11 protein-coding genes are annotated in these 14007 nt (G+C 37.4%); 8 read left to right on the top strand and 3 right to left on the bottom strand.

Going from position 1 to position 14007, the window contains the following annotated elements; translation table 11 throughout:
• Window positions 1-401 precede the first annotated feature (401 nt).
• From M2408_RS26085 to M2408_RS26065, 5 genes are read left to right on the top strand one after another with little or no spacing between them, the layout of a single operon-like run.
• Window positions 402-1592, top strand: a complete 1191-nt coding sequence (locus M2408_RS26085; protein WP_259187519.1) for a thiol-activated cytolysin family protein — start codon at window positions 402-404, stop codon at window positions 1590-1592.
• A 21-nt stretch (window positions 1593-1613) separates the two neighbouring features.
• Window positions 1614-2768, top strand: coding sequence for a thiol-activated cytolysin family protein (locus M2408_RS26080; protein ID WP_259187517.1), 1155 nt, complete (start codon window positions 1614-1616; stop codon window positions 2766-2768).
• A 13-nt stretch (window positions 2769-2781) separates the two neighbouring features.
• Entirely contained in the window at window positions 2782-3774 is a 993-nt protein-coding gene (locus M2408_RS26075; RefSeq protein ID WP_259187516.1) for a hypothetical protein, read from the top strand.
• Window positions 3775-3809: 35 nt separating this feature from the next.
• Window positions 3810-5543 (top strand): thiol-activated cytolysin family protein, encoded by a 1734-nt coding sequence (locus M2408_RS26070; RefSeq protein ID WP_259187515.1) that lies wholly within the window; start codon window positions 3810-3812, stop codon window positions 5541-5543.
• 47 nt (window positions 5544-5590) lie between these two features.
• A complete protein-coding gene (locus M2408_RS26065; protein ID WP_259187513.1) occupies window positions 5591-7081 on the top strand; it encodes a S41 family peptidase in 1491 nt (496 codons plus the stop codon).
• A 189-nt stretch (window positions 7082-7270) separates the two neighbouring features.
• Here the strand turns inward: M2408_RS26065 and M2408_RS26060 are convergent, their stop codons facing one another.
• From M2408_RS26060 to M2408_RS26050, 3 genes are all read right to left on the bottom strand, one after another.
• Window positions 7271-9796, bottom strand: coding sequence for a hypothetical protein (locus M2408_RS26060; protein ID WP_259187512.1), 2526 nt, complete (start codon window positions 9794-9796; stop codon window positions 7271-7273).
• Window positions 9797-10000: 204 nt separating this feature from the next.
• Window positions 10001-11968 (bottom strand): glycosyl hydrolase family 28-related protein, encoded by a 1968-nt coding sequence (locus M2408_RS26055; protein ID WP_259187511.1) that lies wholly within the window; start codon window positions 11966-11968, stop codon window positions 10001-10003.
• 192 nt (window positions 11969-12160) lie between these two features.
• Window positions 12161-12367, bottom strand: coding sequence for a hypothetical protein (locus tag M2408_RS26050; protein WP_259187510.1), 207 nt, complete (start codon window positions 12365-12367; stop codon window positions 12161-12163).
• Between the two features lie 433 nt (window positions 12368-12800).
• Between M2408_RS26050 and M2408_RS26045 the strand changes: the two genes are divergently transcribed.
• The 3 genes from M2408_RS26045 to M2408_RS26035 all read left to right on the top strand — a co-directional run.
• Complete coding sequence (locus M2408_RS26045) at window positions 12801-13055, top strand: hypothetical protein (protein ID WP_259187509.1); 255 nt, start codon at window positions 12801-12803, stop codon at window positions 13053-13055.
• Window positions 13052-13573 (top strand): hypothetical protein, encoded by a 522-nt coding sequence (locus tag M2408_RS26040; protein ID WP_259187508.1) that lies wholly within the window; start codon window positions 13052-13054, stop codon window positions 13571-13573. The genes M2408_RS26045 and M2408_RS26040 overlap by 4 nt, the downstream gene beginning before the upstream one ends.
• A 138-nt stretch (window positions 13574-13711) precedes the next feature.
• Window positions 13712-14007, top strand: a 296-nt coding sequence (locus M2408_RS26035) for a hypothetical protein (RefSeq protein ID WP_259187507.1), incomplete at its 3' end; no start/stop codon positions are given.

The raw sequence follows: 14007 nt of genomic DNA, 5'->3' as shown, positions 1-14007 counted from the left end.
TCTTGATCGCTTCCTAATAGCTTCTCTGCCAACACCTCTTAGTAACTATGATCTAAACAGGTCACTCCTCCATTTATATAACCTCACGCTCGTCATTGTCATCATTTTTTAATTCCTTAAAAAATAATTTTATCGGGACAATTTATACTACCGATCATCTTATCAACGAATATTTGACCATTAAAAAAAATATGTTTCATTAAAAATAACAAATAGTATTTCGTATTAATATTTTATACACAATTGTGTAGTTTATTAAATAAATAGCAACTAATATAAAATATATTTTTTAATTTCATTTTATAATTTATCGCAAAACGATCAGTATTAACTCTCTTTTAGTTAAAACGCTTTAACGGGAGGATAGAATACTCATCATATGTATATTTAACCAAATGATTATGAGAAAAATTGCAAAACCAATTATCTTTATGACAGTTATCGGTCTTCTGGCCTCCTGTTCTAAAATGAAAGAGATTGTACCCGGTGAGGGACATGAAGTCAAAGGACAGTTTGAAGGGTTTAAAACCTACCGCTTTGAGCCGACGGTCATTAATCTAACGAGTTTTGACAGCATCGGAAAAAAGGGATTTATTAACCGGAAAAAGCGGAATTCGCTTACCTTCCTACGGGACAGTGTCTGGGCAAATGGCAAAGGTAAAACGACTTTTTACGAAACAACCGACATTCCGGCAATACTGCCCGAAACTAGAAGGCAATTATACCTGGGAGCTATATTAAAAGGAGACAAAGCGATCGATGTTGAAAAGGTTCTCCCTGAACTCATACCTTCCACTTATAGAAATCCGATTACTATGTATGCAAATTTTCCCACGGACAGCATCTCTAGAACGATAATACCTTCGAAGTCGGCGGAAAACAATTATATTCAGACGGCTCTAGAACATGGTGGAACCGATCAACTCCAATCCTTTACCTATGAGCAGAGCCAATTTAGAAAGTCGGAAGAATTGAAAAAATCCTTTGGGATAAATTTTAATTTGGCAAAAGTTCTTACTGGAAGCTATCTCGATTCCTTAGACAAATCGACATTTAAAACAATTGTACGTGCCGAGTTTACACAGGAAAACTTTTCTGTGGCCATTGAGCCTCCCATTGAAAAGCCTTTCCTAAAGGAAAATTTTAATATGTCCGTTTTTAACAATATCAGACCCGTTATTGTCAGTTCGGTTACCTATGGAAGAAAAGGGATATTTATTATGGAATCAGACTCTTCTTACACGATGGTGCAAAAGACGATCAATGTCGGTCTGACCCTGGCCGCAGATATGCTGAGTATTTCATCGAAAGACAGCTTAGGTTCGAAGTTTTCAGCAGCATTGAATTTACGTCTGACAAAGGAGCAGAAGGCCACTATTCAGAACTCCAGGATGAAGGTATATCTTATCGGGCCAAAAGGAGAATCCATTGTTAAGGCGATCGTGACCGGTTTGCCTGGATTTGCTGAAGTTTTGGCAGGGAGTGGTGCTTTTAGCAAAGATAGCCGTGGGGAGATATTGTATTATACTTTAAATTACCTTGACAACTTTGAAACCTTTAGAAATCAATTTAAAATTAATGTCGCAAATTAATTACCGACCAAGTTGGCCGTTATGATAAAAAAGAATCTCATCCTCTTTTCTTTCTGCATCCTGTTATTGGGCTGTAAAAAAGAACACCCAATAACAGAAAGCGCTCCAGTACAAAAAACAACAGGCAAACTGTCTGATTATTTTAGCCATCTGAAGATTGACCCCATAGCTCCGGTCATACTCGGAGGAAAAAGTACAGAACTAAAGTCGTTACTGGACAAAAGGAAATCGCTGGATCTGATACATTTGAGAGATAGCATCTGGTCAAACGGCAATGGCAAAACGGGTTTTTACGAATCGGACAAGATGGTGGTTACTCCTGGAAATGCGGGTTATATTTATCCGGGGTCAATCCTGCACGCTGCTTCGATAGCGTCCGATCAGTTTGCTACCTTTTCGGACTACCAGAGTGCTCCGATAAGTGTTGACCTCTCTTTTCCGTCCAGCCTATCCATAGGTACAATTGATCGTCCAAGTCTTTCGAACAGCCGTATCTTTTTAAGGAATGCACTTATGGCACCCGACTTTCTGGGTACAAATATTATAAATTATTCGGATTACATGGCGGCATTTTCGAACTATAGCGAGGTAAAATTTGCTTTTGGATATAATGTGAACCAGAGTAAATTATTCTCATCCACTAATTCGTCGTTTGACTACAGTTCTAGTGGGGAATACTATTCAACCAAACTTATGGCGAGCTATACAGTTGAGAATTTCACCTATAATATGTCCGATCCGCTTGCAGGGGAGCTTATAGATATGTCAGCTATTCCGCCAAATGTTTTCAATGGTCTTTCTCCGGTATACATCAATTCCGTAACTTATGGTAGATTTGGTTTATTAGTCCTGGAATCAAATAACTTTAGTTCCCAGATGAAGAGCGTATTTGAAAAAGTAGTGAAGAAGATTTTGAAGAAATCGACGGAATCCTATACGCAGGAAGAAAAATCGCTTTTTGCGAACTGTCGTATTACGATATATCTGCTAGGCAGTACTATGGGGAATAATGTGATCCAGTTATTGATCAATCCGAATCCCGACGGTGTATCAGATTTTATTTCACAGAATGTAGGGACATTTACAGCAAGCGATCCTGGGGTACCGATTTTTTACACAGCAAAATATCTAAAAGATAACTCCAAGTTTAAAACAACATTTAAGATAGATTTTTAACAACATTTCGATTATGGATATTAAAAGAAGTTATAAAGGTGCAGTGGAGATAAGTGTAATCTTGTTATTCACTGTGATGATATTCTCCTGTGGGAAAGATACACCCGGTACAATCGAACCCGAAAAGAAAAATGAAAAATGGCGGACAACAGCGGTCAAGGACAGTATTGGTAACCAATATTATGTTGTCAATACATTGGACAATAAGCTTGAGATCCGGGTTGACAACAAAGAAGGCAAGACAATTTTCGCAGAGGTCTGTCCGACGATAGATCCGGCAGAAATCCCTTCAGAAGCAGCTATGGTAATAACAGGTGTGGCTACACCGAATAAATATATCAGTATCAATGACGCAACTCTAGTGCTAAAGATTGTAATGGATGATGTGAAAATTCAAAAAAAATACATCCAGTTACTAGCCAATATCAATTTAGACACAAAAAAATTCTATACCAAAAAGTATAAAATTGAAAAGCCAGAAGATTGGACAATTGTAGATTATAATAATGTTGTACACTGGTATCAAAATACCCTACTGGTACGCGAGGGAACGGATTATGATCTTAATCGTGGTGGCGGATTTATGGGACTGGGGCAGCGTGGAACACAGTTGGTCTGCTATGAAAGGGATTTTACGATCCGCTATACCAAAGATATTGATGCCAATTTAGCCTCTTATCCTAGTGGAAGTGGAGGGCAATATATTCCAATTAATAATTTTGAAGATATGGCTTTTCGAAGTGATGGACTTATTTCGCGGGTACAGATCGTTACAAGTGTAGAAGATGAATGGGCAGGTAAAAAAGATATTGTCTGGCAGAATGACCTAAAAAAATCGAGCAATATCCCTGCTGATTATTCCGTAAGAATAACCGACTATAATATTCAAGGTGATGAGGTAATCGCCAGTTATACCATTTTCGATGAAAAGGGAAATGTTAAGTATAAGCGAACAGGAAAATGGGCCTTGAGTAATGGCTTTCCAAGAGGGTACACAACAGAATGAGCAGTAATATAGCATAATTATCATAAAATAATTCTATGAAAATAGTAAAAATGGAAATTCTCCCTAGGAGAATGTGGAAGAATATTGCTGTATTTTCTTTACTGTGCTCTGTCGTTGGCTGTTCCACATTAGATCTGGATTCTGATGCACCGGTATCAGCTAAATATCAGGTGCTAGATCAGCTCAGTTCGCCTGTCATCAATGGGTTTACAGTAGAATCGAAATCAAATGTACCCACTGAAGGAAATAAAGTACCTGGATCGAGAAAAAAGGCGAACAGCTCCACACCAACATCTGGAGCAGAGGATCCGCCGAGATTAAGAGCGGGCTCAGGGGGTACAAGTAAGGATGGTCCAGATTCTATTACCCAGAAATCCAATCCACGTGAACCAAGTCAAGTCTTTCTTACCCTTCATCGAAAATATAAGGCAAATATGTTTACCATTGCAGACGGATCGATGGCTCTAAATATTTTTCCGGGAGCCATATTGGATGGAAGAAGTTTAGAGGGTAATTTTTCTCCACAAATGCTAAAAGGAATCTCAAATGGTATCCGTCCGATTACCATCTCTACATCTTTGCCTGTCTCGGGATATGCTGTTGCAAAAACCGCTATCGCAAAGCCAACATCGGGAATAGCCTTGGTCAATGCAGCACTTGCAGACCTTGAAAAAGTTAATCCAGGTGAAGTGGGGGCAGCGTCGCTTGACGTATCATTGGATACTTTTAGGGTTTATGAAGAACTGAAAACTTTATATGGTTATCAAAAAGGTTTGGACGCGTTTTTAATCAATACGAATACGATCAAGCAAGGTGAGAATCATTTAATTGTATCTAAATCAGCTATTAAGATCAAATTTTTTCAACACAATTTTACTGTTGATACAGATATACCAAAGCCTAATGAGCTATTTGATCCGACCGGACTGAATATGAATACCATTACAGGAGGGAAAGTGCCAGTTTATGTTAAAAGTGTTACTTATGGACGAATGGGGATAATGATCATCGAATCTGGGGCCAGTATGCAAAATCTTTTTAATGCAGTATATAAACAGTTGGGGATTATAGGAAATTTTATAGGTATAGACAGAAATATGACAGAGCAGGATAAAGCAGTCATTAATGAAGCTACAATAAAAGTTAAATATACCGGGATCGGGACGGATAAATCTGCTGCTGAAATGATAAACGGACTGGGAGGATTTATACAGGTACTGAGTGCCAATAAAACCTATTCCAAAACAAGTCCCGGCATTCCGATAGCCTTCCAGCTGGCAGAATTAAATAGTACCAATAAGTTGGTTGAAGCTCCTTTTCAGATCAACTATGGCCCCTTTGAAAAACCTTATGTACGGATAGAGTATAAGAACAGTAAATGGGAAAAGGATGAAAACGTCAGCAATCCCAGATTTACAGATTCGGATATTTACATGAGTTTTTATAAAGATCCATTAGGGAAATTTCCATTAGATGATACACCTATTTTTGTCCCTTATCTATATGAACGTAGCTATGGTACAAAAAGCACGTATGACTGGAAAGGATCGTGGGATCAAGGAAAAAGGGTTGACACATTACGGCTTAAACATCCGACGGCTAGCAAGCTGATTGAGAATAAAAAGGTATTTTACTTTGTTAAATACGGTTCGGATGCACGCACGTCTAGGGATTACACACGTTTTGATATGAAAAGCAGTGAAAATTACTATATTCTTCCAAAAGTAATTGACCATTATAATGCACTTAGGTCCGACGAGAGTTACTAATGATGGCTAGGATACTAGTTTTTTTTCTATTGGTTTTTACCGTTAACATGATGCAGTCATGCAATAAGAAAGACGATGAAATCCCCCAAATACCCGTAGAGCGAAAAAGGATAAGTGAAAATCTAGATACTATCTTCCGGCTTGCTCAAGACGTTTATCTATGGAATGACCAATTGCCGGCAATTGGTCATTTCAATCCCCAAAGTTTTTATAAACCCGGGGCGGATGAAATTTCGATGTATAAGAATGAAATTTTTGAAATAACACGCTTTCCGAAAATTGCTGCGAAAAATGAACCTTATGAGTATAATCCATTTAACCCAACAGCTCCGAAATATTCTTCCATCATATCCCAAATATCAGCCACTAATGACTCAGATACAGAATATAATCTTTATAACCCCTTTGGTCTTTCCATAGGGATAAGAGACAATGTCATTAGATTAATATACGTTGATCCAAATTCGCCCAGTGGGAAGTCGGGGCTTAAAAGAGGTGACCAAATTGTATCCATTAATGGATTACCAGTTCCTTCCAAGCAATCCTTCCTGACGCAATGGAAGAAAGCGATTGACCTTTCTTTTATCAAATTTGAAATCATAAATAGCAATGGCACAAAAAGAGAAGTGCGATTGAATGCAGCAATATATGAACCAAATCCAGTTGTAAAAAACATGATATTGGAACAGGGAAATAAAAAAATTGGATACATTGCTTACAATAGCTTTACACCTTTATCGAATTCAGAAAAATACCTGTCCCCTGTCTTGTTTATATTTGAACAGAAAGGGATAACAGAATTGATTGTTGACTTAAGATACAATCAGGGAGGATATCAAACAACAGTAAACTTTTTGGCAAACCTAATTGCGCCATTTTCTGTAAATGGCAAGGTTATGTACAGTGAGCATTACAATACAAAGATGCAACAGGGAGAGGCAGAAATATTAAAAAACTATAATCTTTTGGACGAAAATAATAAACCTATTTATAGCAATGGCAGCCCGCTGACTTTATTTGATATAGATTACAGTGTACAATCGAATGTGTCGTATTTTGAAAAAACTGATGGTCTGAGTGCAGTAAAAAAGGTCTATTTTATTGTGAGCAGTATGACTGCATCGGCAAGTGAACTACTAATTAATATACTTAAACCTTATTGCGATATTGAGATAATAGGTGTTTCCAAAGAAAATGAGCAGGAAGTTTACACTTATGGGAAGCCAGTCGGATTTTTTGATATTCCAGTAGGTCAATTTGATTTATACTTGAGCATGTATGAAATTAAAAATGCTCAAAATATAGGTGGTTACTACAGGGGGATCAAGGCTGACTCTTCAGTGCCTGATGATATTAAAAATGATTTTGGATCTCCTTCTGATCCTGCAATAATTTTCGTTCTTAATAAACAGAATACAAAGAAAGGCCAAGTTAAATTAAATCAGCTATCTAATAAACTTAATGGAATTTCATACTTTTTTAATACTGATAGGTTGAGTGGAAGTATTAGGGAAGTAAAGGATCTGAAAATAAAGTAGGTTGTGCATAAGCCTTAAAATAAATTTTAAGGCTTTATTTATAAAAGATCAGATTAAAACTCTAATTGAATGAACATTTATTTTAACAAAGTGAAAGCTTTGAAAATTTCTACGCCCTGGTGAAGCCTAAATAACTTGTTCATTTTCAAAAAAAAGTCATTCAAATTTTGACAAATTATAAGCCGAAAATTAGAGCGCTTGCTGCCCAGCAAAACGCTGACTGCTCAATTCATCATTTTGTGAAGTCTTAATGGCATTTACCAAGGGCACAAGGTTTGTATTGATCCAAGCTGTTAGCCCAGCTACATCAGATGCTGTAGTGTTGCTTAGGTCGGGCTGATTTATATTCGGTAGTGCTGTTGTTTGATTTACCAGTCCTCGTAACGACGTAGTAGCCGACTGAATCATATTTACCCAATTCACGGCAGATCCCACTTTATTACCCAAATAAAAAATAGCATTTCCACCACTATATCCAAAGGCTAAAAATGTTTTCGCACCAGTAGATGAGTCTGTATATTGGATAATACTTCCGCGGCCATTGGGTGGATAATTTACCAAATTCGCACGCGAAGAATCCCAATGTAAAAATACATCTGAATTTCCATAAACAGTATCAGATGCAATATCTAATAGATTGGTATTTGATGGTGTGCCTATAAGAGCTATATTGTTGATATTTTTAGCTCCATAGTATAACAATGTTATACGTAGTTTGGAGTCATTAACTCTTTGTAATTTGAACACGGCGCCATATCGAAGGTTAAAGGTATTTGCTGTAACCGTGAGCCCAATTGCCTCAACTTCAGTAAAACCACTCTGTAGGCCCAAGTTTAAGATAAAAGTAGCGGCATCGGTAGTTTGATATGAATTAATGACAATAGCCTCGGTAAAACCTCTTCTTAAGATTCTTAAAGTAGTACTCGGAGCGGTTGTATATAGCAGGTCTCCAGATTTCACGGGCTGGGTAGCTAAACTAGTTTTAAATGAGTTTGTGGCTGTAGTTGCGGCTTTCTTAGATGTTCTGACAGAATTGTTATCAACTGTAAATGAGCTTTGACCATCTTCAATTGCATCATAATCAAAATAGTTATAATCAATATTAATATTGCTCAAATAGTTATTAGGACTCATTAGCATTTCTGCATACATCATGAAAGGCCTGAAGATCGCACTATTGACAAAGTTTCTTTTATTGAATCCAAAATTTTTAATGTCAATATTCGTGATTGGTTTATTTAATGCGAGCAAATTGCCCTGATCATCCTTCAGTATATTTTTAAAATAAACTATACTTGTCTCTACTTCTTCATCTGGTGACCAATCGTCTATTAAAGCATTATCTACTCTAATTGAAGATTGGTAGCCATCAAACCAATTGGAAAGCTGAATGGGAGCCTTATGGCACTTATTCGCATAATAACTACCGATGTACACATAGTTTTCGGGGTTTTCATGGAAGTGTCCCAAACCTTGAAAGTGGAGTGCCCCGGTGAGAAATGAATCAATATTTTGAATGGATCCTATGCGTATTTTAAGTTCATTGGATTGTGAAGCAAACAAAACGGAATACCCGCATTTAATTGCTGTAACATTGTCGACGACTCCGCTAATGGTTTGGGTGGGTGAGTTTGGTTCAAAGTCAATTACAGCTTCTGGATCTGCACCCTTTATATCATAACCTTCTAGATGCTGTGCATAAAAGTTATTACAGCTTATTACGGATATACCTTGTCTACGGCAAGATTCAAAATAAGTTTTTCCTAATAGACTAACATTGGTATTATGTTTTGTTCGATCTGTATTACCTGCTTCATTGCCTAAATAAATACCGTCGCCCCAAGCTTTGTCTGCTCGAAAATTATGAAAGTCAATATTTTTGCAATCTGTTACTTCTATACAGTGCCCCCACTCTCCTAAATCATTATTTACTACTTCAAGCTTTAAGCTACCATTTTCAACGATAGTACCAACAGTTAAACTTTTAGCTTTATAAAATGGTCTAATGGCAGAGCTTACACCTGCTTGGTTTACCTTGAATCCCATTCGGTTTATATAAATATAGTCTCCTACATTAAATGGGGTCAAGCTTTCCCACCTTTTCCAAATATTATTATTTGGTGTAATGTGTACATCAGCATCACCAATGATATATCCATTTACTATTTTAACATTCTCAACCTTATAGAAGTTCCATCCCGCATATCCTCCAGAGCTGTTGGGTATAATCTTAAATCTTGCTCCTTCTTCAAAACAAACGATCTGATTCGATTTCTGGATGATGCCTCTAGTATTATTATTCCCAGGGACAGCCTGTGATACTCCGTCAATCATGATAGGATTCGTCGTGTAGGGCACGATATATCCTTCCGCCTTATACCGCTCAACAGCCAGCACAGCATTGTTAACCCTAACGGTATCATTAGCGCTTCCATCATGGATCCCAAAGTATTTCAATGAAACCATCCCGACAAAACGATGTTCGAGTTTTACACTGCCAATTTGAACGATACTTCCACCGTCTTCTGGTCCGGGGTCAGGATCGTTCAGGGGGTCTACATAATGATAAATAATCGACGCTGGGGTATCCCCTTTTTCGTAATAGCCTAATAGTTGGACACCGTCATAAGTTCCGTTTTGTAAAGCTGTAATTTCAGCAGCAGATAAGTCTCGCATATCCGCCATCGTTTCCTTAACTAAAAATTGATTTGCCATATTCTTTTGTTTGTATGTGTATAGCAAAAGTATAGTTGGCGAGGATGCTATCTGAGGAAAACAAGCTGTATGTAAGCGGTATCGGGGAGATACCGAAAAGTGGAAACACTACCCATTTTTGATAGTATGATTTTAAATAACAAATGCGGTATTTTTTAGAATACCGCATTTGTTAACCTGTGCTTTTGTTATGTAGTAAAATACCTAACTGGCTAATATACCTGCATTTCTCAGTTTTGTTTTTAGATCTCTCAATTCCGTTAAGATTGCCATCACCTCTGATTGGGTATAAGTGACACCAGGATCTGCTGCTGCGTTATCAGTAGTAGCAGCTTGTCTCATTGGAACGAACGGTAACCATCCTATATTGCTTGAACCATTATCTTTTATAAAAAGGCTATCCAACGACGACGTCGCCGAATTGTTGATATAAATGCTCCCTACCTTGGCTGTAATTACGCCCTCAGGAGATCCATTTCCGCCCATAACTTCACTGCCATTACTAGCACCTAAAACTAAGGAACCTTTGAAATAGGACTTGCGTTGACTTTCAGAATATATGTTCCAGTTTCCGGCTGGAACCGTCCCACTCTGCGCATCAATCATCATGTTGGCATTTGCAGCTCCTCCGATATTGGACTCTACAATATAATTTGAAGCGAATTTCTGAACGCTAGCCGAAGTACCTTTTACTGCAACACCCGTATAATTGGAGACCAATAGTGGATAGGACTCACTATTGTCTGAAACAACTGATTGCACAAAATGATTCACATTTCGAACCGAATCAGCCTTAGTGAATGAAGCGATATTCTCAACGGAGGTTTTTACAGTGTCTGGTAGAAATCCAACGATTGACAAGAGCTTTCCGGGCTGGACAGTATTGCCGTTAAGGGCAAATAGACCGTCCTTACTTACAAAAGCATTTCTCAAATCTCGGACCAGTACACCAGTATTAACTCGCTTGATCTGCCATGGTCCTTCGCTACTCAGATTTGATAGATCTACAATACCACCATTTAAAGGAATATTGACGGCATATCCTGTGTTTGTTTCTCCAGATCTTGCATAACCGGAAATAGTAATATTATGTGACTGGTTTATGATGATACCGTGAACTTCTCCATTAATTATTGACAAAAGGGAGGTTACATTTAACGCAATTCCTCTACAGGCCGATAGAAAAATATTTCCTGATTTATTCTCTTCACAACCACAACAATAAAGGGAGTGTCCGAGGCCTTCTTGAAGGTGATACCCATAGCCTACATTGGAATCTGACGCACACCCCACCAGAGAAATATAGGCGCCTTTGATGATTCTAACTCCATCTCCACCATTTATACTAGTATAGCAATTGTATAAGGTCAACGAGGTGCTGCTTGCTGAATTATTTCCGATTGTCATCGGTATATAGATACCGTGTCTAACGCATTTTGATACAAATACATTCTTGATGGATGAACCTACAAGGGCTACTGCTGTAATACCATCGTAGGTTCCCTCTATATATACGTTATCAACCATAAGCTTCATGCTATATACAGTGGTCGAACCATAATCAAGCATAATAGCAGCTCCATTTGTGGCAGTAACAGTTGTGTCCTGCCATATGGATAAATCGCTTATTTTAATTTCATCTTGTATATACCTTCCCTCATCGCTGTACTTTATTACTGAACCTGGTGTGAAAGACAAAAGTTGTGTCGACTCCAGGGACGCTCCTTTTATATTTAATCCTCGTTTAAGCATAATGGTGCTCGAAACCTTATAGCGACCTCTTGGGATCTGAACATTAAAACCATTAGCGAATCCTTTTGGGCTTATTACCCCCGAGTCCTCGCTATTTATAGGAGCGTAATCAATCGTGCTCTGAATAGCTGATGTATCATCGTGTGTGCCGTCACCCTTGGCGCCGAAATATTTGACATTGAGTTCACCTATAAATTTATGTTCTAGTTTAATACTTCCGGTTTCAATAATACTTCCGCCATCGTCGTCACCTGGTGTAGTGCTCAAAAAATAAACAATAGGTGCTGGGGTATCCCCTTTTTCATAGTAGCCCAGCAGCTGTACTCCTGTAAAACATCCACTTTGTAATGCCATAATTTCACAAACAGAAAGGCTCCGCATATCTGCCATTGTGTTCTTAATTAAAAATTGACTTGTCATATTCTTTTGTTTTTATGTGTACAGCAAAAGTATGGCTGCTGTGATGGGTATCTGAGGAAAAGAAGCGGTATGTAAGCGGTATGTAGGAGATACCGAAAAGTCTCTTTCATTCTTTAAAGCCTAAGCAGATACCTCAAAGAAAAAGCTTCCTTCTTTTAAAAGAAGGAAGCCAATTAACCAATCAGCAAACAATTAGATGGCAAGTATTCCTGCACTTCGCAGTTTAGTTTTTAGATCTCTTAATTCAGCCAAAATAGCTTGAACTTCCGACGGAGTATAGGTATTACTGGGAGCTACTACTGTGTCCGGCGAAGCGGCAGATTGCTTCCCATCGATCCAAATAGAGCCATTCCACCATACGGGTCGATTCAATGTGGTATCAAAATACTCTTGCCTCACAAGCGATCTAGTAGGCCGTTGTAATGTAGTTCCTCTAGGACTATAAGAATCCGTTTGGTTGAATACATTATAAACCCTCGTGTTAGGCTGAGTACCCAGAAGTTCTATCCAAACTAATTGAATCCCCTTCTTTTTAACGAATTTTAGATGATCCTCGGCGAATTGTAAATGGTCTACTCTGCAAAAATTAATATTTTTACATTTGAACAATTGCCAATACATCTTAAATCAAAGTGCTCGTATAGGTGAAAGTTTGTTTCATTTTTAATAGCGTTGACAGAAATGTGAAAATTTAAAATCGTGCAATCTTTTATATTAGTTGAAGGTTTCGGCTTCGGTTTGCCCGCCATCGCAAGGCCCGAAACGTTAGCTGTCAGCATAAAACCAATAAACAGACCTTAGGTGACAGCTTGTGATAAAAACCAAAATGACAATGAAACAAGAACTTGAAGAATCTATTAACTTTTGCATTGAGGCTTTAAATAATAAAAATAAAGGGAATCAAGAAGTAAACAGAAATGACAAATTTGTCTTAGAAACTCTAAATAAGACCTTAGAGCTATCTTATCAAGGTAGAAATTTAGGTATTGGAGATTATGGTTTTGAAAACTACAGAAACACTTTTGTAATTAAACAAAAGTACCCCGCCCGAACGCCAACCCCCGAAACGTTAGCTACAATATTATGACCGACATTATTGCAAAAGAAGAACGTATAAAAGAACTATTGAATTTTGGACTGCCAAAAGTATTTTTAGAAAATATTGGAAACATTCCAGAATTAGAATATCGAATTGAAGATGTAGACGGCGCATACTTCTATTTGCCAACGATATTGAATTATAAAATACTACATGGAAAACGGGTTGTTCCTATTTTTGATTGTGGGGAAAGTTTTACTGTTCTGCTTATTGACAGCGAAATTGAACAAATAATAGAATTTGAACTTGAAAATGACCAAGTTTATAAAGATTATGGAAATAACGTGGACTTGATGTTAATGGACATAATGATTGACTATTTTGACGACCATATTGACGATGAAATTGATTTGGAAAAATATATTTCTGTAGGCTCAAGAATTGGATTTGATAAATCAGCAGATTTATTTCACTTAAGAAATTTGCCCATTGATGACTATAATTCAAAATCAGAAAATATAGAAAATTGGAGAATAGAAATAGCAAAAGATTTAAAAATACTGTAGCTAACAAGGGTTTCATATCGCGATTGCAAAATTCAATGGTAGTTTTTCAATGGAACTTTTGTACAAAATTGAAGATTTGTGCTTCGATTGTACGCCATCGCAAAGACCCAAAACGTTACCAGCAATATTTCAAAACCAATGACTGACAAAGAAACTATGAACTTTTACACATTTGAAAACAAAAAAATGCCCTGGGGCGATTATGGAAATACCTTATTTACAGGGTTTGCATACCCTGATGAAAATAATGACCAAATCATATGTATAGAACGTGCAGGTCCTTTTGTTCCTGCAATTTATAAAAAGTGGGATATGATTTTAGTTTCTGAAAGTACCAAACAAAAATTAGAAAAATCTGATTTGAAAGGAATTCAATTCATCAATACAACTTTCAAAAAAATAGTAGATATCGATTGGCAAAATTGGGATTTGGA

The sequence above is a fragment of the Sphingobacterium sp. BIGb0165 genome (assembly GCF_024810095.1).
GTDB lineage: Bacteria > Bacteroidota > Bacteroidia > Sphingobacteriales > Sphingobacteriaceae > Sphingobacterium > Sphingobacterium detergens.
Note: the sequence above shows the minus strand (reverse complement) of the source record. Positions and strands in the feature narration are given on the sequence as shown.